This window comes from Halorubellus litoreus, from assembly GCF_055378595.1.
In genome coordinates this window covers 1175232-1199580 of the sequence record NZ_AP043836.1, presented here as the reverse complement: position 1 = coordinate 1199580, position 24349 = coordinate 1175232, and the positions used below count along the sequence as shown (strand labels likewise).

The 24349-nt window shown below is 69.9% G+C and carries 25 protein-coding genes; 16 read left to right on the top strand and 9 right to left on the bottom strand.

What is annotated here, in order from left to right:
• The first annotated feature begins 449 nt into the window (after positions 1 to 449).
• Together ACZ48X_RS10185 and ACZ48X_RS10180 are read left to right on the top strand one after the other, a co-directional pair.
• The gene (locus ACZ48X_RS10185) at positions 450 to 1448 is read left to right on the top strand and encodes a hypothetical protein (RefSeq protein ID WP_336350930.1); all 999 of its coding nucleotides are present in this window, start codon (positions 450 to 452) and stop codon (positions 1446 to 1448) included.
• A gap of 210 nt (positions 1449 to 1658) precedes the next feature.
• A complete protein-coding gene (locus tag ACZ48X_RS10180; protein ID WP_336350929.1) occupies positions 1659 to 3224 on the top strand; it encodes a hypothetical protein in 1566 nt (521 codons plus the stop codon).
• Positions 3225 to 3421: 197 nt separating this feature from the next.
• Here the strand turns inward: ACZ48X_RS10180 and ACZ48X_RS10175 are convergent, their stop codons facing one another.
• The 4 genes from ACZ48X_RS10175 to ACZ48X_RS10160 all read right to left on the bottom strand — a co-directional run bounded on the left by ACZ48X_RS10175 (position 3422) and on the right by ACZ48X_RS10160 (position 6565).
• Entirely contained in the window at positions 3422 to 3883 is a 462-nt protein-coding gene (locus tag ACZ48X_RS10175; RefSeq protein WP_336350928.1) for a hypothetical protein, read from the bottom strand.
• Positions 3884 to 3966: 83 nt separating this feature from the next.
• On the bottom strand, positions 3967 to 4731 hold the full coding sequence (locus tag ACZ48X_RS10170; protein WP_336350927.1) for an alpha/beta fold hydrolase: 765 nt from the start codon (positions 4729 to 4731) through the stop codon (positions 3967 to 3969).
• 32 nt (positions 4732 to 4763) lie between these two features.
• Positions 4764 to 5492, bottom strand: a complete 729-nt coding sequence (locus tag ACZ48X_RS10165; protein WP_336350926.1) for an alpha/beta hydrolase — start codon at positions 5490 to 5492, stop codon at positions 4764 to 4766.
• Between the two features lie 2 nt (positions 5493 to 5494).
• The gene (locus ACZ48X_RS10160; RefSeq protein WP_336350925.1) at positions 5495 to 6565 is read right to left on the bottom strand and encodes a VOC family protein; all 1071 of its coding nucleotides are present in this window, start codon (positions 6563 to 6565) and stop codon (positions 5495 to 5497) included.
• Between the two features lie 172 nt (positions 6566 to 6737).
• Here ACZ48X_RS10160 and ACZ48X_RS10155 point away from each other — a divergent pair, with 172 nt between their 5' ends.
• A complete protein-coding gene (locus ACZ48X_RS10155; protein WP_336350924.1) occupies positions 6738 to 8333 on the top strand; it encodes a Na+/H+ antiporter NhaC family protein in 1596 nt (531 codons plus the stop codon).
• Positions 8330 to 8599: a DUF7513 family protein gene (locus ACZ48X_RS10150; RefSeq protein WP_336350923.1), complete on the top strand. Its 270-nt coding sequence runs from the start codon at positions 8330 to 8332 to the stop codon at positions 8597 to 8599. Before ACZ48X_RS10155 ends, ACZ48X_RS10150 begins: the two co-directional genes overlap by 4 nt.
• A 48-nt stretch (positions 8600 to 8647) precedes the next feature.
• On the opposite strand, the gene ggt is transcribed toward ACZ48X_RS10150, so the two are convergent.
• Both ggt and ACZ48X_RS10140 read right to left on the bottom strand, forming a co-directional pair.
• The gene (gene ggt, locus ACZ48X_RS10145; protein WP_336350922.1) at positions 8648 to 10273 is read right to left on the bottom strand and encodes a gamma-glutamyltransferase; all 1626 of its coding nucleotides are present in this window, start codon (positions 10271 to 10273) and stop codon (positions 8648 to 8650) included.
• A gap of 122 nt (positions 10274 to 10395) precedes the next feature.
• Positions 10396 to 11427, bottom strand: a complete 1032-nt coding sequence (locus ACZ48X_RS10140) for a DUF7544 domain-containing protein (protein WP_336350921.1) — start codon at positions 11425 to 11427, stop codon at positions 10396 to 10398.
• Between the two features lie 144 nt (positions 11428 to 11571).
• On the opposite strand from ACZ48X_RS10140, the gene ACZ48X_RS10135 reads away from it, so the two are divergent.
• On the top strand, positions 11572 to 11835 hold the full coding sequence (locus ACZ48X_RS10135; protein WP_336350920.1) for a hypothetical protein: 264 nt from the start codon (positions 11572 to 11574) through the stop codon (positions 11833 to 11835).
• 42 nt (positions 11836 to 11877) lie between these two features.
• Here the strand turns inward: ACZ48X_RS10135 and ACZ48X_RS10130 are convergent, their stop codons facing one another.
• Complete coding sequence (locus tag ACZ48X_RS10130) at positions 11878 to 12642, bottom strand: class I SAM-dependent methyltransferase (protein WP_336350919.1); 765 nt, start codon at positions 12640 to 12642, stop codon at positions 11878 to 11880.
• An 80-nt stretch (positions 12643 to 12722) separates the two neighbouring features.
• The gene (locus ACZ48X_RS10125) at positions 12723 to 12986 is read right to left on the bottom strand and encodes a hypothetical protein (protein ID WP_336350918.1); all 264 of its coding nucleotides are present in this window, start codon (positions 12984 to 12986) and stop codon (positions 12723 to 12725) included.
• An 80-nt stretch (positions 12987 to 13066) separates the two neighbouring features.
• On the opposite strand from ACZ48X_RS10125, the gene ACZ48X_RS10120 reads away from it, so the two are divergent.
• The 11 genes from ACZ48X_RS10120 (at position 13067) to ACZ48X_RS10070 (ending at position 23792) form a co-directional block, all read left to right on the top strand.
• Complete coding sequence (locus ACZ48X_RS10120; protein ID WP_336350917.1) at positions 13067 to 13687, top strand: LysE family translocator; 621 nt, start codon at positions 13067 to 13069, stop codon at positions 13685 to 13687.
• Positions 13688 to 13771: 84 nt separating this feature from the next.
• Complete coding sequence (locus tag ACZ48X_RS10115) at positions 13772 to 14797, top strand: ABC transporter ATP-binding protein (protein ID WP_336350916.1); 1026 nt, start codon at positions 13772 to 13774, stop codon at positions 14795 to 14797.
• Positions 14794 to 15603, top strand: a complete 810-nt coding sequence (locus ACZ48X_RS10110) for an ABC transporter permease (RefSeq protein WP_379762444.1) — start codon at positions 14794 to 14796, stop codon at positions 15601 to 15603. The genes ACZ48X_RS10115 and ACZ48X_RS10110 overlap by 4 nt, the downstream gene beginning before the upstream one ends.
• Before the next feature lie 35 nt (positions 15604 to 15638).
• On the top strand, positions 15639 to 16550 hold the full coding sequence (locus tag ACZ48X_RS10105; RefSeq protein WP_336350915.1) for an alpha/beta fold hydrolase: 912 nt from the start codon (positions 15639 to 15641) through the stop codon (positions 16548 to 16550).
• Between the two features lie 440 nt (positions 16551 to 16990).
• Positions 16991 to 17707 (top strand): NUDIX hydrolase, encoded by a 717-nt coding sequence (locus ACZ48X_RS10100; RefSeq protein WP_379762442.1) that lies wholly within the window; start codon positions 16991 to 16993, stop codon positions 17705 to 17707.
• Positions 17704 to 18723 carry a CPBP family intramembrane glutamic endopeptidase gene (locus ACZ48X_RS10095; protein WP_336350914.1) on the top strand — a complete coding sequence of 340 codons (1020 nt, stop codon included), beginning with the start codon at positions 17704 to 17706 and terminating at the stop codon, positions 18721 to 18723. The genes ACZ48X_RS10100 and ACZ48X_RS10095 overlap by 4 nt, the downstream gene beginning before the upstream one ends.
• An 84-nt stretch (positions 18724 to 18807) precedes the next feature.
• Positions 18808 to 18972 (top strand): hypothetical protein, encoded by a 165-nt coding sequence (locus tag ACZ48X_RS10090; RefSeq protein WP_336350913.1) that lies wholly within the window; start codon positions 18808 to 18810, stop codon positions 18970 to 18972.
• 92 nt (positions 18973 to 19064) lie between these two features.
• A complete protein-coding gene (gene tgtA, locus ACZ48X_RS10085; protein ID WP_336350912.1) occupies positions 19065 to 20537 on the top strand; it encodes a tRNA guanosine(15) transglycosylase TgtA in 1473 nt (490 codons plus the stop codon).
• 499 nt (positions 20538 to 21036) lie between these two features.
• Entirely contained in the window at positions 21037 to 22818 is a 1782-nt protein-coding gene (gene arcS / locus ACZ48X_RS10080; protein ID WP_336350911.1) for an archaeosine synthase subunit alpha, read from the top strand.
• A gap of 143 nt (positions 22819 to 22961) precedes the next feature.
• Entirely contained in the window at positions 22962 to 23327 is a 366-nt protein-coding gene (locus tag ACZ48X_RS10075) for a DUF8048 family protein (RefSeq protein ID WP_336350910.1), read from the top strand.
• A gap of 75 nt (positions 23328 to 23402) precedes the next feature.
• Entirely contained in the window at positions 23403 to 23792 is a 390-nt protein-coding gene (locus tag ACZ48X_RS10070; protein ID WP_336350909.1) for a VanZ family protein, read from the top strand.
• Here ACZ48X_RS10070 and ACZ48X_RS10065 read toward each other — a convergent pair.
• Positions 23750 to 24316, bottom strand: a complete 567-nt coding sequence (locus ACZ48X_RS10065; protein ID WP_336350908.1) for a hypothetical protein — start codon at positions 24314 to 24316, stop codon at positions 23750 to 23752. The two genes, ACZ48X_RS10070 and ACZ48X_RS10065, sit on opposite strands and share 43 nt — an antisense overlap.
• Positions 24317 to 24349: the final 33 nt, after the last annotated feature.

The following is a 24349-nucleotide window of genomic DNA, read 5'->3' as shown; positions in this document are numbered from 1 at the left end:
TCGAGGAATCCGATTCCGTGAGCGAGTCGGGGATCGGAGACGATTCGGCGGTCGGCGAGGACGAACGGGTGTCCGCGGACCGAGCCGTTTCCAGCGGTGAGCCGTCGACGTCGGAGACGATGCCGCGCCGTGGCGTGATGACGGGACTGGCGAGCCTTGGCCTCCTCGGACTCGGGTCGAGCGCGGCGGCCGCCACGAGTACGGGGGGCGGTGCCCACGTCGGTGAGACGTGGAGTGGTGATCCGAGCGCCGACCAGTTGCTGCGATTGGACGCGACGGGGTCGACGAATGCGGGGTTGTACGCAACTTCGGAATCGGACTCTGGAAAGGGCCTCATCGCGAAGGCGGCGGGACCGAACTACACGAAGGGCGTGCTTGGCCTCGTCGCGTCAGACAAAGGGACGGGCGTGAAGGGGAACGCGTTCTCTTCGAGCGGGAACACGGAGGGTGTGTTCGGCCTCGCGAAATCGACGAGCGGCACTGGGGTCAAGGGGAAAGCGAGCGCGGACTCCGGTTTCACGAAGGGTGTTCAGGGCCTTGCGAAGTCGCCGGACGGTCGCGGCGTTCAAGGCGTGGCGTACAGTACGAGCGGCGAGAACATCGGCGTGCGTGGAGAGACGAAGTCGAGCACCAAGAACGCAACCGGTGTGAAGGGCCACGCGACCGCAAGCAGTGGTCAGACCTACGGCGTCGAGGGTGAAACTGATTCCGGCGACGGTGCAGGCGTCGCCGGGAAACTGACGACGGACTCGTTCTCGTACCCTGACCTGTCGGAGAATCCATCGGGCGTGCTCGGCGTGACCGACCGGAGTACCGACGACTCGACGGTCTTCGGGCCCACTGGCGTGCTCGGTCTAGCAACGGCTTCGAGTGGGGCGAGAGTGGGTGTCATCGGGCGGACGACGTCTCCGGGCGGCGTCGGAATCTTGGGGGTGACGCAAGACAACGGCGGTATTGGTGTCTACTCCGCCGGTAATAGTGTCACTGGCGGCGACCACATCGTCAATGGGACGGTCGCGCGAAAGTCGACGTCTATCGCGTACGCGAGTTCGGACCAGAGCATCCCGTTCGGCGTGGAGACGACGGTCGCGTTTGACTCGGTGGACAAGGACGATTTCACCACGTTCGATACGGAGAACAACGAGTTCGTTGTGCCCGAATTGGGCGAGTACCGTGTCGACTTCGCGGTCAAGTGGGCGGAACCGCTCGAGTCGGGCACGGAACACGAGGTCATCATCCGGTCGTCGGTGGCCAAGGACATCACGTTCACGCGGAAGACTCCGACGAACGGGGGCAGTTCGGTCGTTCACGACACCGGGAGCACGGTCATTCCGCATCTGACCGCGGGAGATACGATCTCGATCGTCGTCAGACACGACGCCAGCTCGTCCGTGGACCTTGCTGGCGGTCGTGCCAGCACGCACGTCTCGTTCACACACCTCGGGTGACGGTGCTGATCTCGGCGGCTGTAGCTCTCCCGAAACTGTTCTCTCGGATGGGCTGGACGTTCGTTCGATTGGTCTTGGGAACGAGCCGGTCACGTCTCTTAGTAAAACTATGAATATAGCGTAATTATTTATATCTAACAGTTCTTCTCTTCTCCATCGTTCGTCTCGAACGCCAATGGTCGGGCGGGGGGAACGAGAGGATTCATCAACATGAGTGACTCTGGAGCGAACGTCGACGATAGTACAGAAACACACGGTGGGGGCCGTATCGAAGCGCTCGAAGCGGAGAACGAACGGCTTCGAGAACGCCTCGAATCGCTTGAGGAGACTCTCGAGGCCGTCGTTTCGGAGGAGTCCGACGCGCCAGTGGACTCGGGGCTGGGACCTGATTCCAAACCGGCCTCGCCGACGGCGCCCGATTCCGACGAGTCGGCATCGGGAACGACGTCGCGTCGTGGTGTGATGACGGGATTGGCGAGCCTGGGATTGCTCGGGCTCGGTTCGAGCGCTGCGAGCGCCAGTGGTGCCGCGAGCGGCGATCACGTCGGTGAGACGTGGAGTGGTGATCCGAGCGCCGACCAACTGCTGCGGTTGGATGCGACGGGGTCGACGAACGCTGGACTCTACGCGACCTCGGAGTCCGATTCGGGGAAGGGTATGGTCGCGAAGGCGAAGGGGCCGAACTACACGAAGGGCGTGCTCGGTCTCGTCGCCTCGGACAAAGGGACTGGTGTGAAAGGAAACGCGTTCTCTTCGAGCGGGAACACGGAGGGCGTTTTCGGGTTAGCGAAGTCAACGAGTGGAACGGGTGTGAAGGGGAAGGCGAGCGCGGATTCCGGTTTCACGAAAGGAATCCAGGGGCTTGCGAAGTCCCCGGACGGCCGCGGTGTTCAGGGCGTCGCGTACAGTACGTCCGGAGAGAGCATCGGTGTTCGTGGTGAGTCGAAGTCCACGACGTCTCACGCGGCGGGCGTGAAGGGGCACGCAACTGGGTCGAGCGGGGAGACGCACGGCGTCGAGGGTGAGGTGGATTCGTACGAGGGTTCCGGTGTGGTCGGTGCCGCGACAAAGGATGGGTTCTCGTATCCGGACCTGACGGGTACACCGATAGGCGTTTTCGGGGTGTCGGATTGGTCGGGAGATGATAGTAACGTTTCGTCGGGAGTCGGGATGTTCGGCTGGGCGTCTGCTTCTACTGGCGCGACGGTCGGTATGGTGGGTCGATCGGATTCTCCTGATGGTGTCGGTGTTCGTGGAATCGACGGACAGGGTGATGGATTCGCCGTCGAATCGCTTGGCGATAGCCTCACCACCGGTTCCCATACCGTCCAGGGACCCGTTTCGCGAGAGTGCACGACAGTGGTGTACCTGTCGTCGGACCAGACGGTTCCGGATGGGTCCGAGACGCGGATCCAGTTCGATACCACAGCTAAGGACGAGTTCTCCGCGTGGGACGCCAACAACTATCAGTACGTCGTGCCGTTCGCTGGTGACTACCGTGTCGATCTCGCGTTGAAATATACGCTTGCACTTCCGGCTGATAGCAGGCATAACACGTACCTACGAAGCAAATCGAACGGAACGAAACTGAGTCTCATTCGAGACACGCCGTCGAATGGCGGGAACATGTTCGTGCACGATACTGGCAGTGCATTGCTCCCTGACCTGTCTAAGGGCGAGACATTGTACTTGTCTGTCAATCAGAAGTCGGGGAGTCAGGCGGATATCCAGGCAGGGCAGGACACGTCGTTCCTCTCGATTACGCACGTCGGCTGAATGGGTCGTTTGGCGATTCTCCTCTCTTGGTCGATGTGAGGTGACTGATGTGCGGGTTGAGGCATACAGAACGCTGATAAGTCGACCGTGTACGCCAGATCGCGAGCGGTGCTTGCTGATTCGTTCTCCGGGTTCGGGCGTCGAAGAGCGACGGGGTCGTCGCGCTCGTGGCGGTTCGTATCCGATGAGAAGAAAAGCTACTGCGCCGGGTCCTCGTCGGTCGTTTCTCGCTGGTCGTGGATGGTGGCGCGGACGTCGTGGGCGGTGTCGACGGGGACGTAGTCGAAGGGGTACGTGGTGCCGTCGGCGTCGATTCTGAGTTGTTGGGGGGCGGAGAGGAACGCCTTGCCGGCGACGTAGAGGGCGGCGAGCGTGCCGATGACTGCCGGGATGAACGCGATGGGGTTGGCGAAGGCGAACGCGGCGAGGGCGCCGGCTCCGGCGAGACTGCCGAAGCCGACGTAGTCGTCGACGCGGCTCGCTGGGTCGCTGGCGTGAGAGACGGCGGTGACGGCGTCGGTGTCGAGGTGGACGAAGCCGTTCGCGTCGTCGTGTTCGAACAGGATGCGGTCGGGCGTGACGACGAGTTCGCCGAAGTCGCCGGCGTAGGCGGCGCGGGTGCGAGCGAGCACGTTGGCGTCGTCGGGGAGGGCGCGCATATCCGCGTGGACTGGTGGTGTCGGGAAAAGCGTGGTCGTCTCGCGTCGCGTTCGACGCCGCTCGGGCCGTGAGGGCCGCGGCGTCACTCGGGGGCGAGCGGGGCGGTGGCGACGTCGTCGGCGAAGTCAGCGAGGACGTTGGCGAAGGCGTCGGGGTGCTGGATGGGGGTCTGGTGGTCGCCGTCGATGCGGACGAGGTCGGCGTCGACGCGGTCGGCGAGTTCGCGAGCGTGGGATTCGAACGCTTCGTCGCGGCCGTGGACGAGTCGCGTCGGGCCGTCGTACGTCTCGACGATCGGCCAGGTGTCCTGGAAGGCGGTGGCGCGCATGCCGTCGGCGAGCGCGCTGGCGGGGTTGTGGGTGTCGACGTCGTCGGGTGGTCGCTGGCTGTCGCGGACGTCGGCGGTCGCGTCGTCGAGCCAGTTCGTCGCGCGCTCGGAGTGCGCGGCGAGGTCGAGGAGGGGCGAGAGCGCGGTGGCGAGCGCGCTCGAGGCGAGCCCGGGGATGGAGCGGAAGTCGGTGGCGGCGCCGGCGAGCACGAGGCCGTCGACGCGCGACTGGTGGGCGACGGCGGCGCGGAGTGCGACGTAGCCGCCCAGCGAGTGGCCGGCGACGACGCCGCGCTCGGTCGCCTGGAGGACGGCGCCGACGTCGGCGACGGCGCTCTCGAACGCGAAGGACGCGTCGGGGTGCGTGCCGTGCGCGGGCAGGTCGACGGCGACGACGTGGTAGTCGTCGGCGAGTCGGCGGACGTGGGGCGTCCAGACGTGACGCGTCGCGCCCGCTGGTGGGAGGAGGACGACGGTCGGGTCTCGCCGGTCGCCGAACGCGCTGGCGTGGTCGAGCACGCGAGGGGCGACGAGCGGACGCGACAAAAAACCTAGGCGCGGTCTCGGGCGGCGTCGACGAGCGCGCCGACGCGGTCGAGCGCGTCGTCGGTGACCTCGTGGCCGACGCCGTCGCTGACTCGGACGTCGACGTCGGCGCCGTGGTCGCGGAACGCGGCCGCGGTCGCGTCGACGCGCGCTCGGGGGACGTGCGGGTCGTCGGCGCCGACGGCGACGAGGACGGGCGTGCCGTGGAACGACTCGCTTCCGCGCTCGACGTCGCCGTCGACGGCGGTGTCGATGACGGCGTCGGTGTCGATGGCGGCGCCGCTGAGGAGGGCGACGCCGCCGTACCGCGCGGGGTTGGCGAGCGCGTACTCGGCGGCGACGGTCGCGCCCTGCGAGAACCCGGCGAGGACGACGCGCTCGCGGTCGACGCCGAGGTGGTCGGTGGCGTGCGCGACGAGGGCGTCGACGACCGCGACGGCCGAGGAGAGGTCGGGTTCGTTGCGCTCGCGGTCGGCGGTCGCGGCGTGGGGATACCAGCGACTGCGGTGCGCGTCGGGCGCGAGGAACGTCGCGCCGTGGCGGTACGCGGGGTCGAGGAGGTTCACGACGCCTTGCGCGGTCGCGCCGCGACCGTGGAGCGCGAGCACGACGACGTCGGTCGCACCGCGTGGTGCGCCCGCGGTGACGACGGGCTGGCCGCCGTGCGGTGGCGGTGCGCTCGCGGTCGGCGACGCGCCGGGTGGCGTCGACGCCGTCGAGTCCTCGTCGGGCATCGTCACTCGCCACCCAACAAGGGCTGGTCCGGGACCGAGAGCGGCGGGAGCTGGTCCTCGATCATCTCGCGGTCTTCTTCGGCCCACGGCGGCAGGACGAGTCGGCGGCCGAGCGCGCTCGCGGGCTCGTCCGCGGTCACGCCCGGCGCTTCGGTCGCGAGTTCGAACAGGATACCGCCGGGTTCGCGGACGTACAGCGACCGGTAGTAGTGCCGGTCGCGGACGCGGGAGACGGAGACGTCGCGCTCGCGGAACAGGTCGTGGTACGCGAACAGCGCGTCCTCGTCGGGGACGCGAACGGCGACGTGGTGGATGGTGCCGACGCCTTCGCGACCGAACCCGCCGAAGTCGGGCGCGTCGCCCTCTCGGCCGTCGACGGTGGGTTCGTCGTCGCGGTCGTCGTCGCTGTCGTGGCGGCCGTCGTCGTGGTCGCCGGAACCGGCATCGGCGGCGTTCGCGTCGTCGTGGCCGCGGTCGAGGACGTCGACGACGGTCGCGTGCGAGCCGTCGACCGCGTACCGGACCCGGCTGCCGTCCTGCCCCTGGTTCTCGAACCCGAGGGTCTCGAGGACGCTCGCGGTCTGGAACGGGTCCACGGGGAGTGCGGTGACGCCGTGGATACCCCGGATGGCGACGTCCGCTGGGACGGTGCCGTCGCCGTACGGCTCGACGGGCGAGTCCGCGGCGACGAGTTCGAGTCGCGTTCCCGCGGGGTCCGCGAAGCGGAGGACGGCGTCGTCGAACCGGTCGCGTCGTTCGACGTCGACGCCGCGCGATTCGAGGCGGTCGCGCCAGTACCCCATCGCGTCCGGCGGCACCGCGAACGCGGTCGCCGTGAGCTGCGGTGGGCCGCGTCGCCCCGGCGGCTCGTTCGGGTACGGGAAGCACGTGTACAGCGTCCCGAGGTCGCCCGTGCCGTTCCCGTAGTAGAGGTGATGCCGGAGGACGTCCTCGTAGTTCACCGTCTGCTTGACGAGCCGGAGGCCGAGGACGTCCGCGTAGAAGTCGACGTTCGCCTGCGGGTTCCCGACCATCGACGTGACGTGATGGATACCGGTCGCGTCTGGGAGCATCGTTCGAACGGACGACCGCCAGCGACAAAGGGGTACGCGCTCTCGGCGGGCGGTCGCGTCGGCATCCGACCGGTCGCCGGGGCGTGGCGCCCCCACCCGACCAATTCCTTCACGCACGAGCGCGCTGCAAAAGCAAGCATTTGACCCGGGGGGCTGTTGGCCCCGGACACAGATGCCTGATGACCGCGACCGACCGGACGCAGCAGCGGACGCCCTCGACGACGTCGGGGCGGACCTCGGCGGCGTCGACGACGCCGACGACCCGGACATCGCGTTCCGGGGTGGCAAGTGGCTGAGTGCGTTCCCACTCGCGTTCTTCGTCCTCTGGGCGATCGTCCAGAGCGGCGTGCTCCGCATCGGGGACACGACGGGGCTCGTCGCGGGGATGCTCGTCGGCCTCATCGGCGGGCTGTTCCTCGTGAAGGGCTCGTGGACGACGTACGCGAACACGATCTTCCAGGGGATGACGCGACGCGTCGCCGCGACCGCCGTCGTCGCGTGGCTCTGGGCGGGGATGTTCGCGGCGACCATCCAGACCGGCGGGTTCGTCAGCGGGCTCGTGTGGGCCGCGGACGTCGCCGGCCTCACCGCCGGCCTGTTCCCCGCGGCGACGTTCGTGCTCTGCGCGCTCCTCGCAACCGGAATCGGGACCGGGTACGGCGCCACCGTCGCGTTCAGCGCGCTGTTCTTCCCCGCCGGGGTGCTCCTCGGCGCGAACCCCGTGCTCCTGTTCGGGTCCATCCTCTCCGGCGCGGTGTTCGGCGACAACCTCGCGCCCGTCTCGGACACGACGATCGTGAGCGCGGTCACGCAGGACGCCGACATCGGCGGCGTCGTCGCGTCGCGGTTCAAGTACGCGATCGTCGCGGCCGTGTTCGCGTTCGTCGCGTACCTCGCCGCCGGCCAGGTCATGACGGGCGTCGAGGTGTCCGGGCAAGCGCAGTCGGTGTTCGTCGAGAACAGCGACCCGCTCGGGCTCGTCCACCTCGTCTCGATGCTCGTCGTCATCGGGACCGCGGTGAGCGGCCGGCACATCGTCGAAGCGATCTCGTGGGGGCTCGTCGTCGCGGCCACGTTCAACGTCGCGCTCGGGCTCGCGCCCGTCTCGGAGATGCTCGTCTTCCGGGCGTCCGACGAGCTCGCGGCCGCTCAATCCCTCGAGTTCCTCCCGTTCGTCGAGCTCGTCGACGTCTCCCAGCAGGGCGTGAGCGCGAGCGTCGGCGGCAGCCTCTACTCGGGCGCCGCCGGGTTCTTCCCGCTCATCGTCCTCGTGCTCCTCATCGTCGCCGGCGCACAGATCATGATCCGTGGCGGCGGGTTCCAGGCGATCCAGGACTGGCTGCTCGAATCCGTCGCGACGTCGGTGCGGCGCGCGGAGACGACGATGGTGCTCGGCACCGCGCTCGTGAACGCGATGATCACGATCAACACCGCCGCGGAGATCGCGATCGCGCCGTACGTCGCGCGCCTCGGCGAGCGCTTCAACGTCAACGGGTACCGGCGCGCGAACATCCTCGACGCGAACACGAGCGCGCTCGGGTACATCTTCCCGTGGTCCGGCGGGCTCCTCGTCGGGTACGCGACCCTGACGGAGCTCCCGAACCAGTACGAGTGGTTCACGCAGGCGATGGTCGTGAATCCGGCCGACGTGTTCCCGTACGTCTTCCACGGCTGGCTGCTCGTGGGCGTGTTCCTGCTCTCCGCGCTCACCGGGTTCGGGCTGGAGTACACCACTGACCGCGAGGCCGAGGAGGTGGCGCGCGTATGAGCCTCCTCGAGAAGTACACGAAGGGCTGGGGGTTCCGGACGCGCAAACCCTCGTTCGGTGTCGACGACGAACTGTCGGCGTTCGTCACGGGCGTCGACGACGACGGCATCCCGCTAGTCCGCATCGGCGACACCGTCCTCCGCCTCGAGGACGGCGACCCGGGGCTCGTCGACAAGCGCGTGCGCTGTCGCGTCACCGCGTTCGACGCGGACGCGGCCACCGGGACCGTGGTCTACCTGGAGACCGTCGGCGAGTCCGCGTTCTGAAGGGCCCGCGCTCCCCGACTTCGCGCTCCCCGGCGCCGCGACCCGCGGTCAGTACGTGCCGACGGCGCCGTCCTTCCGCGGTTCGGTGGCGGCCGAGAGCGTCCCTTTCTGGTTGCGGACGAGTTGTGCGCCGCCGAACATGCCGGTGTGGAGGACGCCGGTGTCGTGGCCGCGGCGATTCAGGGGGCCGCCGACGCGCTGCGCGAGGTCGGGTTCGAGCGCGAGCGAGCCGTCCTCGCGGTACCGCCAGCGCGGTGCGTCGAGCGCCGCCTGGATGGGCATGTCGTAGTCGACGACGTTCGAGACGACCTGGACGTGGCCCTGTGGTTGCATGTAGCCGCCCATGACGCCGAACGCCGCCCAGTCGTCCGCGTCGAACCGCGCGATGGCGGGGACGAGCGTGTGGAACGGGCGCTTCCCGGGTTCGAGCGCGTTCGGGTGGTCGGGGTCGAGGGAGAACGACGCGCCGCGGTTCTGGAGCGCGATACCGGTGTCGCCGGCGACGAGCCCGGAGCCGAACCCGGCGAACCGCGAGTTGATGTAGGAGACGACGTTCCCCGCGTCGTCGGCGACGCACAGGAGGACGGTGTCGGCGTCCTCGGCGTGCGCGTCCGGGACGCCGAAGGAGACGTCGCTCGGCTCGTCGTCGACGTCGGCGGCCCGTTCTCGCGCCCACGCCTTCGACCCGAGGTCGGGGACGTCCTCGTACGCGGGGTCCGTGATGTAGCGGTGGCCGTCGTGGAACGCGCGCTTCGTGGCCTCCGCGAACGCGTGCACGCGGTCCGGGGAGTCGTGGTCGTGCTCGCCGGCGCCGATCTCTTCGGCGACGTTGAGGGCTTCGAGCGCGATGAGCCCCTGGTTGTTCGGCGGGAGTTCGTACACCTCGGCGCCGTTGTACGTCGTGCTGACGGGGTCGACGAACTCGGGTTCGAACGCGGCGAGGTCCTCGACCGTCATGAACCCGCCCTTGTCCTGGACCTCGGTCGCGATGGCTTCGGCGATGTCGCCCTCGTAGACGACGTCCGCGCCCTCGTCGGCGATGCGCTCCAGCGAGCGTCCGAGCTTCGGGAGCGCGACCTGCTCGCCGACGTCGGGGGCGTGCCCGTTCGGGAGGAAGGCGTCGCGAGCGTGCTCGTCCGCGAACAGCTCCTCGCCGTGCTGCCACTGTGCGCTCACGACCTCCGTGACGGGGTAGCCCTCGATGGCGTACCGGATGGCTGGCTGGAGGTTCTCGCCGAGCGTCCGCCGCCCGAGTTCTTCAGTTGTCGTCTCCCAGCCGCGTGCGGTCCCCGGGACCGTGACGGCGTGCGGGCCGTGCATCGGCATCTCCACGTCGCTCGGGTCGACGTCGTCCTCGGCGTCTTCGGCGAGCGCCTCCCGCACGCGCTCGCGGGTCGCGCCCTGGGGTGCGCCGCCGCACGAGCGCATCGCGCCGACGTCGCCGTCCGCGGTCCGGTAGAGCGCGAACACGTCGCCACCGAGCCCGGTCGACGTCGGTTCGACGACGTTCAGCGCGGCGGCGGTGGCGACCGCCGCGTCGAACGCGTTCCCACCGTCCCGTAGCGTCTCCACGCCCGCCTGCGCCGCGAGCGGCTGACTGGTCGCGACCACGCCCGACTGGCCGTACACGGTCGACCGCCGCGACGAGAACGAGTCCAGGTCCGGAGCTGTCATGCTCCCGCCTACCGGTCCGTGCGGTATAATCACAGTGCCCACGGACGGTGCTGCCGGTGCCGGCCGTCACCACCAGCGGCGACGGCGACCCGGGACCGCGAGCGCGTCGGCTCTCCGGACGTTCAGGCCGCTGACTCGCCCGCGGCGTCGTCTCCGCGGACGCGAGCGCGCTGCTCGGGGACGGCGTCGAGGTCGGGGTCGACGTCGCCGAGGACGAGCATCGCGTAGTATCGGAGGTACGTCTGCACGGGAACCTGGACGAGCGCGACGACCGCGAGGACCGCGAGCGCGTAGACCGCGCCGACGAGCACGAGCAGCGCGATACCGGCGGGCTCGGAGACGAACGCGAGGACGAGTCCACCGACCGCGAACAGGACGCCGAACGGGACGAGGAGCGCGAGCGCGAGCACGAGCGTGACGACGGCGACGAGGATGCCGCCGAGGATGCTGAGGAAGAACGACGCGACGAGGTACGCGAGGAACTGGAGCGGCTCGGTCCGGACCGACGGCCAGAGGCGGCGCCAGCCCGCGAGGACGCCGCACTCCTCGAGGAGCATGATGGGGACGACGAACACGGTCGTGAACCCGTTCACGAGGCCGACCGTGATGGCGAGGACGACGAACACCGGGAGGAGCAGGAGGAAGAACGCGATCGCGAGCCCGCCGCCGACGGATGCGACGTCGAGCGCGCCGACGATGACGGGGATGGCGAGCACGAGGACGCTCCCGAACACGAACGCGAACAGGGCGAGCCGGAACCCGAACAATCGGAGGCCCTGCCGCCAGTGCGCGCCCCAGTACTCGCGGACGCGAACGGTCTCCTCGCGGAGCGACTGCACGAACACGAACTCCATCACGGACCCGACGAACCCGAACAGGACGACGAGCCCCAGGGCGAACACGACGACCGCTGCCGCGACGAGGAGTTCGACGCCGCCGATGGGCTCGAAGACGACGTTCGGCGGCCCGCCACCGCCGTTCCCGCCGCCGCCGCCGAACGTCCACTGGACGCTGTTCGCGTTCGCGCCCGGACCGCCGATGAAGAACGCGACGATCGCGAGCCTCACCCACGTCGAGCGGTCGACGGGTCGGAGGAAGCCCGTCGTCGCGTCGAGCGCGTCGTCGAGGTTCTCGAGGGCATGCAGCGGGGCCATGGCGCGCGCTACGCCGCCACGCCTGATAGTAAATCGCCGCGAATCCGTGGTAAGCGGTGACTTCCGCGGTCACGCGACCGGGACTTCCGCGGTCACGCGACCGGGATACGACGGTTTTTGCCGTGGCGGCGAGAACGCCGACGCGTGCTCAACGTCAACATCTCCGACTTCATGGTCGAACTGAAGGACGGCTCCATCAAGAACGTCGGCGCGCCGACGAAGTCCGCGGAAGCGAAGCTCTTCGACCCCGACGACGTCGAAGTCCGCGAGTTCGGGGACAGCCAGGTGAAGGTCGTCGCGACCGACGCGTCCGGGAACGAGGTCCAGATCGCGATGCTCGCCGACCAGTTCGAGGACGTGCTCGACGACGCGAACGCGCTCCGCGAGGAGAGCCGCGTCTTCGAGTGAGAGCGCCCCGGCTTTCGACGGGCGGGTGCGTCGCTGGCGGCGTCACTCAGCGGTCGCGCGAACGCAGACGAACACGGGATGCGTGGACTCCTTCTCGTAGCGCTCGGGGCGCTGTTCGCGGAACGCCTCCGTGGGTTGCGGTTCGTGGACGTCGTCGAGCCGGAAGCCGTTCGCGAGCAGCGGTCGGAGCAGCTCGCCGAACGGCCGCCGATAGTACGGCACCTCGACGTCCCACTCCTTCGTCAGCCGCTCTATCTCGAAGTAGTTCTCGGCGTCGGGCGCGTCCGGACCGAACTGGTCGAGCGGGTGCCCCGTGGAGAACACGAGGAACCCGTCGTCGCGGAGGACGCGCCGGAACTCCCCGAAGACGCCGTCCCAGTCGCGGACGTAGCTGAGCGCGAGCGCGCTCACGACGCCGTCGAACGCGTCGTCGTCGAACTCGAGGGGCTCCGCGAGGTCGCCCTGGTGGAACTCGGCGGGTGCGTCGTCGGGGACGGCGTCGCGAGCGTGCGCGAGCATCTCCTCGCTGACGTCCACGCCGACGACCTCGGCGCCGCCCTCGACGAGCCACGCCGTGTACGCGCCGGTCCCGCAGCCGGCGTCGAGCACGCGCTCGCCCTCCACGTCGGGCACGAGCGACGTCGTCCCGGGGAACTCCAGGTGCGCGTTGTACGCGTTCTCCCGGACGTTCACGGCGTACGAGTCCGCGAGTTCGTCGTAGGCGTCCCTCGCGAGGCGCTCCTCGGACCGGTCGGGGTCGTCGGCTGTACCGGGGTCGTCGTGGACTGGAGGGTCCTCGGCTGGCATGGGGACGGAACTTGCGGTGGCGGCAGAGTAGCCGTTTCGGTCGTCGTCGCGGCGTCGTGTGGTCGGTCGCTCTCGTCGGCTCACCCGAGGACGGTGACGGCGCCGGCTACGACGATGAGTGCCGCCCCCGCGACGACGAGCGCGGTCTCGAACGGGCCGGGCACGCGCTCGTCGTCGCTCCCGGACGCTTCGGCGACGGCGCCGGATATCATCCCGAGGGCACCGACGAGCGTCAAGGCTGGAACGGCGGTGGCGTCGCCGGTGAGGAGCGTCGCGGCACCTTGCGCGCCGAGCACGCACCCGGAGACGACCAGCGAGACGCGGTGGAGGAGGGCACGGTCCATATCGGTGGCAGTTGAGCCGGGCCGATAAGCGTTGCCGACCACCCAAGACATTTCGGTGGTCGCGTCGACGGTCGGCGTAGATGCTCCCGGCGCTGCTCCCGGACGTCGCGACGCTCGCGGCGTACACCGTCGCCGCGGTCGGCCTCGTCCTCGCGCCCGGCCCCGATACGGCGTTCGTGCTCGCCCAATCCGTCGGCGGCGGCCGTGGAACCGGCGTGCGCGCCGCGCTCGGCGTCGCCGCGGGCGTGCTCGTCCACACCGTCGCCGCGGTCGCCGGCCTCTCCGTGCTCTTCCGCGTGTCCGCGGTCGCGTACGACCTCGTCCGGCTCGCGGGCGCCGCGTACCTCCTCTACCTCGGCGTCGCGACGCTCCGCCAGGGCGACGGCGGCCTCTCGGTCGACGACTCGACCGCCAGCGATAGCTTCCGGCAGGGCCTCGTGACGAACGTCCTGAACCCGAAGGTCGCGCTGTTCTTCCTCGCGTTCCTCCCGCAGTTCGGCACCGGCCTCGAACTCCTCCCGCTCGGCGCGCTCTACGCCGCCATCACGGCCGCGTACCTCGGCGCGCTCGCGCTTGCCTCCGGGACCGCCCGCGCGCTCGTCGACCGACCCGGCGTCCGCACGTGGCTCCGCAGGGGCTCGGGCGGCACGATGCTCGTGCTCGGCGCCGCCGTCGCGCTCGGCGACGCCGACGTCGTCTGACACTCTCACCTGCCGGCTGGCGGGTGCGACAGTGTCGCATCCAGTTCCGAGGGTCTTTAGGCCGCGAACAGACTGAATCCGCTAATGACCGATACCGCCGCCATCGAGGTCTCCGACCTCGTGAAGGAGTACGGCGACCTCCGCGCGCTCGACGGCCTCGACCTCCGCGTCGAGGACGGCGAGTTCTTCGGCCTCCTCGGGCCGAACGGCGCGGGGAAGACGACGTTCATCGAGATACTCGTCGGCCTCACGCGGAAGACGAGCGGGCACGCCGAGGTGTTCGGGTACGACGTCGTCGACGACTACCGCGACGCCCGGAACGCCATCGGGCTCGCGCCCCAGGAGTTCAACGTCGACCGCTTCTTCCCCATCCGCGAAGTGCTGGAGCACAAGGCCGGGTATCACGGCATCCCCCCGAAGGAGGCCGAGCGCCGGGCGGACGCGGCCCTGAAACGAGTGGGTATCTACGACAAGCGCGACGAGCGCTTCGACTGGCTCTCCGGCGGGATGAAGCGCCGGCTCCTGCTCGCTCGCGCGCTCGTCACCGACCCGGACCTCCTCATCCTCGACGAGCCGACCGCGGGCGTCGACGTCCAGCTCCGCCGCGACCTCTGGAACGTCGTCCGCGACCTCAACGCGAACGGGACGACCGTGCTCCTGACGACGCACTACATCGAGGAGGCCGAGCGCCTCTGCGACCGCGTCGCCGTCATGGACGAGGGGACCGTGCTCGACGTCGCCACCCCCGAGGACCTCATGAGCAGGGGCACGGACACCATCACGATAACGCTCGCCGACGAACCGAGCGAGGTGCCCGCGTTCGACCTCGACGCGGTGCTGGACGCCGCGGTCGAAGCCGACCGACTCACGGTCCGCGTCGAGGACGGCGGGCGCGCGGTCGCGGACGTCGTCACCGCCCTTCAGGCCGCCGGCCACCAGGTCGTCGACCTCGACGTCTCCCGCACCAGTCTGGAGGAGATCTTCGTCCAGATGACCGGCGACGACGCGAGCACCGCGCGCGACGACGGCGACGCTGGCAACGGCGACGCTGGCGGCCACGACGCGGGCGACGACGAGTCCCCCGCCGAAGCGGAGGTGTCCCAGGTATGAGCGTCGCTTCGAGCATCCCGGGCGTCTCCACGGGCACGGTCACGCTCGTCCGCCGCGAGATACTCCGGTACGTCCGCCGCCCGCGGAACACGTTCCTGCCGCCGTTCATCAACAACGTCCTGTACTTCGCGGTGTTCGGCGTCATCCTCGGCGAACGCATCGGGAGCTACGGCGACGGCATCCCCTACATCCTCTTCGTCCTCCCCGGCCTCGTCGTCCTCGGCGCCGTCTCGAACGGCTTCGAGAACGCCTCCTTCTCGATATTCCACGGCCGCTGGAACGAGTACATCCACGAGGTCCTCACGAGCCCACTGAGTTACGGGCAGACGACGTTCGCGTACGTCGCCGCCAGCACGCTCCGCGGCGTCCTCGTCGGCATCATCATCGCGATAGTCGGCGTCGCGTTCACGGTCGCCCACCCCGCGTACGACCTCGTCTCCATCGCGCACCCGCTCTACCTCGCGGTCGCGCTGACGCTCGTCGCCGCGCTGTTCGCGTGCATCGGCGTCGTCGGCGGCCTCTGGGCGCGCGACTTCGACTACCTCACCGTCCTCAACCAGTTCCTCATCCGCCCGCTCGTCTTCTTCGGCGGCGTCTTCTACCCGCTCGACGCCCTCGACGGCCTCGCGTACACCCTGAGCTTCCTCAACCCGATGGTGTTCACGGTCGACGCCGTCCGCTACGGGTTCCTCGACGTCAACGTCCTCGACCCGTGGCTCTCCCTGGGCGTGCTCGCCGGTGCGACCGCGGTCGTGTTCGCCATCGACGTCGCGCTCGTCAAACGCGGGTACGGACTGACGGAGTGAGAGGAGTTACACCGCCGGCGCCCGAATCCTCCGCTATGACGGACTTCGAGACGCTCGCCGCGAACGTCGATGCCGACCTCGAACGCGAGCACGTCGCGGTGAACGGCGTCCGCCTCCACGTGGTCACCGCCGGCCCCGAGGACGGCGACGTGGTCGTCTTGCTCCACGGGTTCCCGGAGTTCTGGTACTCGTGGCGCGAGCAGATTCCCGCACTCGTGGACGCGGGGTATCGCGTCGTCATCCCGGACATGCGCGGGTACAACGAGAGCGAGAAACCGCGCGGTATCGACCAGTATCGCATCGACCTGCTCGTCGGGGACGTCGTCGGACTCGTCGAGCACTACTCGGCTTCGGGAACGGCGCACGTCGTCGGCCACGACTGGGGTGGCGCGGTCGCGTGGTCGGTCGCCATCCGCGAGCCCGACGTCGTCGGCCGGCTCGCCATCCTGAACGCGCCCCATCCCGAGCGGTTCCGCGAGCTCCTGCGTACGCCCGCGCAACTCAGGCGCTCGTGGTACATGTTCGCGTTCCAGCTCCCCGCCCTCCCCGAGTTCGGGCTGGGGCGGGACGACGCCGAAGCGATCGGGCGGCTGTTCGCGGGGTCGATGCCGCGCGAGGAGACCAAACATTACCGCGAGGCGTTCCTGCAACCCGGCGCGGCGACCGCCACCGTGAACTACTATCGGTCGTTCATCCGCGAGGGCGCCAGGGACGAACTCCCGTTCGCGTCCGCGCGCATCCCGATGCCCGACGGGCGCGTGGAGGCGCCGACGCTCGTCTGCTGGGGGCTCGACGACGAGGCGCTCGTCCCCGCGAACGCGGACGGCCTCGACGAGTGGATTCCCGACCTCACCGTCGAACGCATCCCGGACGCCAGCCACTGGGTCCAGATTGACGCTGCCGACCGCGTGAACGACGCACTCCTCGCGCACCTCGACGCGGCATGACTCCGCACCGCGACGCGGCGTGACTCCGCAGCGCGACCGTGCCACGACCCACTCGGGTTTACGTGAGACGTAAACCTCCGCGTGGCTTCGTGGTGGGTGTCCCTCGAACGCTCGATTCGACGGACGACCCGGGCCGCGAGCAGCGCGCGCCGCCGGCGCGTGCTGCGAGCAGGGGGAGGGCAGGCGCGGTGCGGTGGCGGTCGCGGTGCGGTCGCGGTGTCGTCCAGCGCACTCACCGAGCGCGAGCGAGCGAAGCGAGCGAGTCGCTCGGCCTTTTTTCCAGCAACGTTTTTTCAAGCCCGGCGAGACGGCAAGCCGTCTCGCTGCCCCACGGGCGACCAGAAGTCGCCCGTGGACGGGGGTGCGCCTGTGGCGCACCCTCCGCAGAAAAAAGGTTGTTGACCTCAACTCGTAAGGGCCACCGGGTCGAACGCCCGGGTATGACAGACGACGCCGACCCGCTGGCGTGGGAGACCCGCGCCAGCGACGTCGCGTACGCGTGCCCCGGGTTCGAGGTCGTCCATCAGGACGTCCGGCTCCCCGACGGCACCGACACGGACTTCGATTACCTGACCGAACCCGAAGCGGTCGTCGTCCTCCCGTTCGCTGCGAACGCGAGCGACGGCGACGACGCCAGCACGGAGGACGGCGACCTCGGCGCGCTCGACGCCGGCGAGGTCGTCGTCATCGAGGAGTGGCGGCAGGCCGTCTCTCGCGTGAACCGCGGACTCCCAGCGGGCAGCATCGAACCGGACGACGACGACCTCGCGGTCGCCGCTCGCCGCGAACTCCGCGAGGAGACCGGGTACGAGGCCGGCGACGTCTCGCACCTCTGCACGGTCGAGCCCGCGAACGGTCTCCTGGACTCGGTGCATCACGTCTACGTCGCCACCGGCTGCGAGCCGGCTGGCGAGCAGGAACTCGACTTCAACGAGAGCATCCGCGTGGACACCACCGGGTTCAGCGACCTCCTCGCCGCGGTCCGCGACGGCCGGATACGGGACGGTCGGACGCACGTCGCCGTCACGCGGTACGCGCTCGAACGCGCACTCGGCGACGCCCACGACGCGACCGGCGGCGCGGAGCCGGCTGCCGGCGAGGCGGCCGACGTCGTCGACGCGAACGCTCCCGCGACCCAGGGTGGTGATGGAGCGTGAGCGACGACCGCGGGTCCGACGACGGCACGGAGCGCGAGTGGGGCGACGACCGCGGAACCGACGACGGCGCGGAGCCCGAACTCGGCGAGGACACCGGCTGGACCGACGACGGCGACGAGTGGAACGACCCCGCGAGCCTCCGCGAGAACGACCCGGGACGCGACGGCAGCGCCGACGCCACCGGCGGGCGCGTCGAGGCTGGCGCCGACAGCACGCTCGCGCCCTGGGAGACCGGCGTCGGCACGGGCGGGTTCCTGCGAGCGTTCGGCGAAGCCGTCGGCGTCATCGTCCTGTCGCTCGTCGTCGCACTCGTCCTGGCGCTCGGCACCGGCCTCGTGATGCTCCTCGCCGGGTTCGAGGTGACGTCCACGCCGACGCTCATCGTCTCCCTGACCGGCACCCAGGCGGGGTTCGCGGTCGGCGTCTACGCGTACCTGCGCTGGCGGAACGAACCGATCTCGAACCTCGGCGTCGCGGTCCCCGACGTCAAGGGGCTCGTGCTCGTCGTCGGCGGCCTGCTCGCCACGCTCGCCCTGTCGCTCTCGGCGAGCATCGCGGTCACGCTCCTCGAACTCCAGCCCGCGCAGAACGCGACGACGTCGCAGGCCCAGAGCGACCCGACGTCGCTCCTCCTCCTCATCCCCGTCATGCTCCTCGTCGTCGGCCCGTGCGAGGAACTCCTGTTCCGCGGGGTCGTCCAGCGCCGCATCCGCGAGCGAACGTCCGCGCCGGTCGCCATCGTCCTCGGCGGCGCGCTGTTCGCGAGCATCCACTTCGTCGCGCTCATCGGCGACCTCTCCGCGGTCGCGACGACCATCGGCATCCTGTTCTTCCCGTCGCTCGTCTTCGGCGCGATCTACGAGTACGGGAAGAACATCGTCGTGAACGCGCTCGTGCACGGGCTCTACAACTCGGTGCTGTTGGCGCTATCGTACCTCGCGCTCCAGTTCGCGCCCGAGAGCGCGGGGTCCGACGGCGCCGCTGCGGTCCTCGACGTGATCGCGATACTGCTCTGAGCGCCACCACGACCCTTCGGCATCGGGACGACGCCACTGGCCGCCACCAGAACGACTACGCTCGCAGAGCGCCTACTCGCGAGTGTGAAGGCAGCTAACGCATCGGTCGCGGGGGTCGTCGTCGCCGCACTCGTCTTCGTCGCGTACGGCACGCTCGTCTTCGATGGCGTCGTCGGCACCGTCGTCGTCGCGGTGGCGCTCGCCGCGGTCGTCGCCGCGGTCGTGCTCTCGCGGCGCGAATCGGCCTGACGCCCCCCGGGCGACGGCCGCTGTGACGGGTTGGACGGACCGCGGCGGCGAAGACGACACCCTTACCGACGCGAGGGGCGAACCGCGGAGCAATGAGAGACCACTTCGAGGCGCGCGACTGGGACGGCGCGGGCCGCGTCGGTCGACTCGACGTCCCGCGCGCCGGCGTCACGGTGGAGACGCCCGCGCTCCTCCCCGTCGTCAACCCGAACATCCAGACCCTGGAGCCGCGCCGGATGGAGACGGAGTTCGGCGCGCAGATCCTCATCACGAACAGCTACATCATCAAGACGAGCGACGGCCTGCGCGAGGACGCGCTCGACCAGGGGCTGCACGACCTGCTGGACTTCCACGGCGCCATCATGACGGACTCCGGGAGCTTCCAGCTCGCGGAGTACGGCGACATCGACGTGACGACCGAGGAGATACTCCAGTTCCAGTACGACATCGGGAGCGACGTCGGGACGCCCGTGGACATCCCGACGCCGCCGGACGCGAGCCGCGAGCAAGCCGCCGAGGAACTCCGGACGACCCAGGAGCGGCTCGGTATCGCGGAGGGCGTCGACGTCGGCGACATGCTCGTGAACGCGCCCGTGCAGGGGTCGACGCACGCGGACCTCCGCGAGGAAGCCGGACGCCACGCGGCGAGTACGGACCTGGACGTGTTCCCCGTGGGCGCGGTCGTCCCGCTGATGAACGACTACCGGTACGGGGACATGGTGGACGTCGTCGCCGCGGCGAAACGCGGCCTCGACCAGGACTGTCCCGTGCACCTGTTCGGCGCCGGGCACCCGATGATGTTCGCGCTCGCCGCGGCGATGGGCTGCGACCTCTTCGACTCCGCGGCGTACGCGCTCTACGCTCGCGACGACCGCTATCTGACGGTGCGAGGCACGAAGCACCTCGACGACCTCGAGCACCTCCCGTGCCCGTGCCCGGTGTGTAGCGAGCACACGCCCGCGGAACTGCGCGCGCTCGGCGAGCGCGAGCGCGGCGACGAGCTCGCGGCGCACAACCTCCACGTGTCGTTCGCGGAGATGCGGAGGGTCCGCCAGGCCATCCGGACCGGGTCGCTCATGGAACTCGTCGAGGCGCGCGCCCGTGCGCACCCGGCGATGCTCGACGGGTATCGCGCGGCGCTCGACCACGCCGAGCAGCTCGAACGCACGGATTCGGCGTCCAAGGACACGTTCTTCTACCTCTCCGGGGAGAGCGCGCGTCGCCCGGAGGTCGTCCGGCACCACGAGCGCCTCGACCGGCTCGCGCCCGAGGGCGACGTGCTCCTCACCGAGGGCGACAACGACGACGACTTCGACGAATCGTGGACCGTGGAACCGCCGTTCGGGCCGTTCCCGCGCGCGCTCCGGAACACGTACCCGTTGACCGCGGAGGTTCCCGAGCGGCTGGACGGGGCGGCGTTCGACGCGGCCGCGGACGGCGTCGCAGCGCTCTGTGCGGGCAGTGACGCCGCGTTCACGCTCGCGCACCGCGACTGGCCGGAGCGCGCACTGGCGCGGGTTCCCGAGGACGTGTCGCTCGTGAACCTCCACGGTCGCGAGCACTGAGGGAACCTCTCGCGAACCTCGATGCGCTCCTCGTCGCGGATCGCGAAACCGCTCGTTCGTGCGCTGGTCGACGGGCGACCGGCGGCTGGCGCTCGCGGTCGACGACGCGCGGATTCACCGGCGGGCGCTCCACTGCGTGGGACGCGCGACGACCTCGTGAGAGAATCAGCGAACCACTGGCTCCCGGGTCTTCGAAAGGGGGGGAATGGGGGAAGTGAAAGAGGGAGTGCCTCTGACACGGATGCCCACCTCGGCATCCACAACCGAAGACGTCGTACCGGTTAATTAATTTTTGGGCGCCGGGCATCTAGCACGCATTCGGGGGACGCGACGACGTCACTCCCTTGGAGATTATTGGGAGGATACTGAAGTAGGATTTAGGGAACCTCATGGTATTCGCTGGTGGTCGCTGTCCATCCGATGCTCGGCCGCTCGGCCGAGCCGGCCGTCGGGCGCGCAGAAGGGAAGATACAGGGGAGCGCGGCCCCGACGACGCGTCATGACCGAGTACTTCGAGGTGCTCTCGCGCGACGGCGCCGCGAGAGCCGCCGAACTCCGCCTTTCCGACCCCGTGGCGACGCCGGGGCTCGTCGACGACGTCGTCGAGAACGCCGGCGGTATGTGGCCCGAGCACCGGGACGTCCCCGACGGCGACGAGCGCACGCTCACCGTCCTGCCCCACCGCGGCCTCCCCGCCGGCACCGCCGACGAGGTCGCCGACTCCTTCGCCGTCACCGCGCCCGACGTCGACTACCCGAGCGCCGCCGTCGTCAGCTCGAACCACGTCGAAGCCAGCGGCGCGGACGCGTACGTGCTCTCCGACGTCCAGGGGTTCCTCGGGCACGCTCGCGGCTTCAAGGACGCCATCCTCGCCGTGAAGGACGCCGTCCCGGAGGACGCCGCCGTCTACCTCTCCGGTGCGGCGACACCGCGGAACGTCGCCGTGCTCGCGTACGCCGGCGTCGATCTGTTCGACGCCGACCGCGCCGTCGCGCTCGGCACCCAGGGCCGGTACCTGACGACCGACGAGAACCACTTCCTCGACGACCTCGACGAACTCCCGTGTGCGTGCGAGGCCTGCCGCAAACCCCGCGAGGCGTTCGACCGGCAGGATTGCGTCGACCACAACGTCGCCGTCCTCGAAGCGGAACTCGCGCGCGTCCGCCGCCGCATCCGCGACGGCCGCCTCCGCGACTACGTCGAAGGGCAGGCGCGCCAGGACCAGTGGCTGACCGCGCTCGTCCGCGAACTCGACCAGGAGTGGGGATACCTCGAGGAGCGGACGCCCGTCTACCGGAACGCGCACATGGACGCGACGACCGAGGACACCCTCAACCGCGTCGAGATACAGCGGTTCGCGCAGCGCGTCACCGAACGGTACCGGAACCGGTTCGACGCGCCGCTCGTCCTCGTCCCGTGCTCGGCGACCAAACCCTACAGCGACTCCCAGAGTCACTACCAGTTCCGCGAGGTCATCCGGTACCGCGCGCACCTCGCGTCCATCACCTCGCCCATCGGCGTCGTCCCCCAGGAGCTCGAACTCACGTACCCCGCCCAGCACTACGACACCGTCGTCACGGGCGAGTGGACCGCCGGCGAGGTCGAGTTCGTCGCCGAGGTCCTCCGCCGGTACCTCGACGCGAACGACTACCCGCGCGTCGTCGCGCACGTCCCCGACGACTACCGCCCCATCGTCGAACGCGCGCTCGAATCCCACCCCGACCTCGACGTCGAGTTCACGGTCGCCGACCACCCCACCACGGACGAGAGCCTCGCGAACCTCGCCGCCGCACTCGAAGGGGAGTCCGCGTACGGGAAGCGCGAACGCCAGCGTAACACCGTCCGCGCGCTCGCGGACTACCAGTTCGGCGCCGACGCCGGCGACGACCTCTTCGGCGACTTCACGGTGACGAGCCGGTACCCGAAACTCCAGATTCGCGCGGACGAACCGCCGACGGCGGGCGACGACCAGAACGCCGCACCGCAGCTCGCGACGATGGTCCCGAACTACGGGACGCTCTCCTTTACCCTCCGCGGGGCGCGCCGCTGGCTCGAGAGCGACGTGCCGACGAAGCGCGTCGAGATCGACGGGTTCGTTCCCCACGGGAGCGTGCTCGCGCCCGGCGTCGTCGACGCGGACTCGGACATCCGCGAGGGCGACGAGGTCGTCGTCCAAGGGCCGAAGGCGTTCGCCATCGGTCGCGCGCAGATGCACGGCGACGCCATGGTGGAATCGACGCGCGGCGAAGCCTGCAGCGTCCGCCACGTCGAGGAGACGTAGGCTCGACGCACCGCCGCTCGCGGGCGATTCGAGCGACGCGCTCGCACGAACGAACCTGTTGCGTACCGTCTTTATGAGGCCGCGAGCGCTTGATACGGTATGATTCTCGATGCGGTCGGGAGGACAGTCACGGGTGGGTCGTCGTGAAGGACCACCCGTTCCCGGAGGAGGTGCTGTTGCTGACGGCCGGTGACGGCGTCGTCAAGCCCGGGCGGCTCCCGGAACTCCTGTCGGTCGTGCAGGCGGACCTCTCGCTGCGCCTGCAGGAGTACCGCGAGCACCACGAGTGCGCGTACGAGGACGACCACCTCGTCGCGTTCTTCGTCGCGGCCGACCACTGGCCGGCCATCGCGGACCGCCTCGGGTTCGAGACGGGCGCGGTCGACGCGACGCGGTCCGCGCACGCACGATTCCTCCTCGGGCTCGGCACGGACGTCGACCGGACCGACGAGTTCGAGACCGCGCTCGACGTCCAGGACTGCGTCGTCATCGAGAAGACCGCAGCCTGACCGCGCCGCGCTCGCCGAGCGCGTCGCTCTCCGAGCCACCGCAAGGTTTCTGCCCGCCGGCGTGCACGACCGAACGTGACCGCTCGCTCGCGCTGGCTCCTCGTCGCCGTCCTCGCCCTGGTCGTGCTCGTCGCGTCGCTCGTCCCCGGCGGTGGCGGGTCGCTCTCGAGTCCCTTCGGCGTCGTCGGCGCCGACAAGTGGCTGCACGCGGCCGGGTACATGGTCCTCGCCGCCGCCGTCACGTACGCCGACGGCCGCGCGGTCGTCGGCGTCGCCGCGGCCGTCGCGTACGGCGTGCTCGTCGAACTCCTCCAGCTCGGCGTCCCCTATCGCTCCGCGAGCGCGCTGGACGCGCTCGCGAACCTCGTCGGCGCGGCCGCCGGCGCGCTCGCCGTCGCCGCGGTCGTTCGCGCCGCCGAGCGTTACGCCGGGGACGCCGCGGCGCGCTCGACGCGCGACAGGTAGCGTTCGAGGACCGCGGCCGCGGCCGCCCGCACCCGCTGCGCGCCCAGCGACGCGACCTTCCCGGCGACGTCCATCGTCGCGTCCACGCGCACCACCGCACCCTCGGTGACGTCCGCGACCGCGACCACGACGCGCGCGTCGAACGACCCCGCGTCCCCGTCGCCGCCGCCCGAGAGCACGAGCCGGCCAGCGTCGTGCTCTTCGACCGTGAAGTACGACTCGAAGGACGCACCGGTCCCGACCGCGGACCCGTCACCGACCTCCGGGACGCCGTCGGCGTCCCGGCCCGCGGGTGCCGCGACCGTCCCGACGAACGTGTCGCCGCGGCGCACTCGAGGTGGCGGGTCGCGGACGCCGGCTCCCGGCGCCCCAGCGCGACCCGTCGACTCCCGCGTCTCCTCGCGTGCCACGCGCTCCGCGCCCCCGAGCGTCTCCGGGTCAGCGAGCACGTCGAACACCGTCTCACCGTCCACGTCGACCGTCCGTTCGACCGATATCGTCAGGTCACCGATGACGTTCGTCATACCACCGCTTGGGGTCCCACGAGGGTGAGCGCG

Bases quoted from the DNA above. Each gene is read 5' to 3' on its own strand.
- ACZ48X_RS10180 (WP_336350929.1), top strand. From the start codon at position 1,659: ATGAGTGACTCTGGAGCGAACGTCGACGATAGTACAGAAACACACGGT.
- ACZ48X_RS10175 (WP_336350928.1), bottom strand. From the start codon at position 3,883: ATGCGCGCCCTCCCCGACGACGCCAACGTGCTCGCTCGCACCCGCGCC.
- ACZ48X_RS10165 (WP_336350926.1), bottom strand. From the start codon at position 5,492: ATGCCCGACGAGGACTCGACGGCGTCGACGCCACCCGGCGCGTCGCCG.
- ACZ48X_RS10160 (WP_336350925.1), bottom strand. From the start codon at position 6,565: ATGCTCCCAGACGCGACCGGTATCCATCACGTCACGTCGATGGTCGGG.
- ACZ48X_RS10155 (WP_336350924.1), top strand. From the start codon at position 6,738: ATGCCTGATGACCGCGACCGACCGGACGCAGCAGCGGACGCCCTCGAC.
- ACZ48X_RS10150 (WP_336350923.1), top strand. From the start codon at position 8,330: ATGAGCCTCCTCGAGAAGTACACGAAGGGCTGGGGGTTCCGGACGCGC.
- ggt (WP_336350922.1), bottom strand. From the start codon at position 10,273: ATGACAGCTCCGGACCTGGACTCGTTCTCGTCGCGGCGGTCGACCGTG.
- ACZ48X_RS10140 (WP_336350921.1), bottom strand. From the start codon at position 11,427: ATGGCCCCGCTGCATGCCCTCGAGAACCTCGACGACGCGCTCGACGCG.
- ACZ48X_RS10130 (WP_336350919.1), bottom strand. From the start codon at position 12,642: ATGCCAGCCGAGGACCCTCCAGTCCACGACGACCCCGGTACAGCCGAC.
- ACZ48X_RS10125 (WP_336350918.1), bottom strand. From the start codon at position 12,986: ATGGACCGTGCCCTCCTCCACCGCGTCTCGCTGGTCGTCTCCGGGTGC.
- ACZ48X_RS10120 (WP_336350917.1), top strand. From the start codon at position 13,067: ATGCTCCCGGCGCTGCTCCCGGACGTCGCGACGCTCGCGGCGTACACC.
- ACZ48X_RS10115 (WP_336350916.1), top strand. From the start codon at position 13,772: ATGACCGATACCGCCGCCATCGAGGTCTCCGACCTCGTGAAGGAGTAC.
- ACZ48X_RS10110 (WP_379762444.1), top strand. From the start codon at position 14,794: ATGAGCGTCGCTTCGAGCATCCCGGGCGTCTCCACGGGCACGGTCACG.
- ACZ48X_RS10105 (WP_336350915.1), top strand. From the start codon at position 15,639: ATGACGGACTTCGAGACGCTCGCCGCGAACGTCGATGCCGACCTCGAA.
- ACZ48X_RS10100 (WP_379762442.1), top strand. From the start codon at position 16,991: ATGACAGACGACGCCGACCCGCTGGCGTGGGAGACCCGCGCCAGCGAC.
- tgtA (WP_336350912.1), top strand. From the start codon at position 19,065: ATGAGAGACCACTTCGAGGCGCGCGACTGGGACGGCGCGGGCCGCGTC.
- arcS (WP_336350911.1), top strand. From the start codon at position 21,037: ATGACCGAGTACTTCGAGGTGCTCTCGCGCGACGGCGCCGCGAGAGCC.
- ACZ48X_RS10065 (WP_336350908.1), bottom strand. From the start codon at position 24,316: ATGACGAACGTCATCGGTGACCTGACGATATCGGTCGAACGGACGGTC.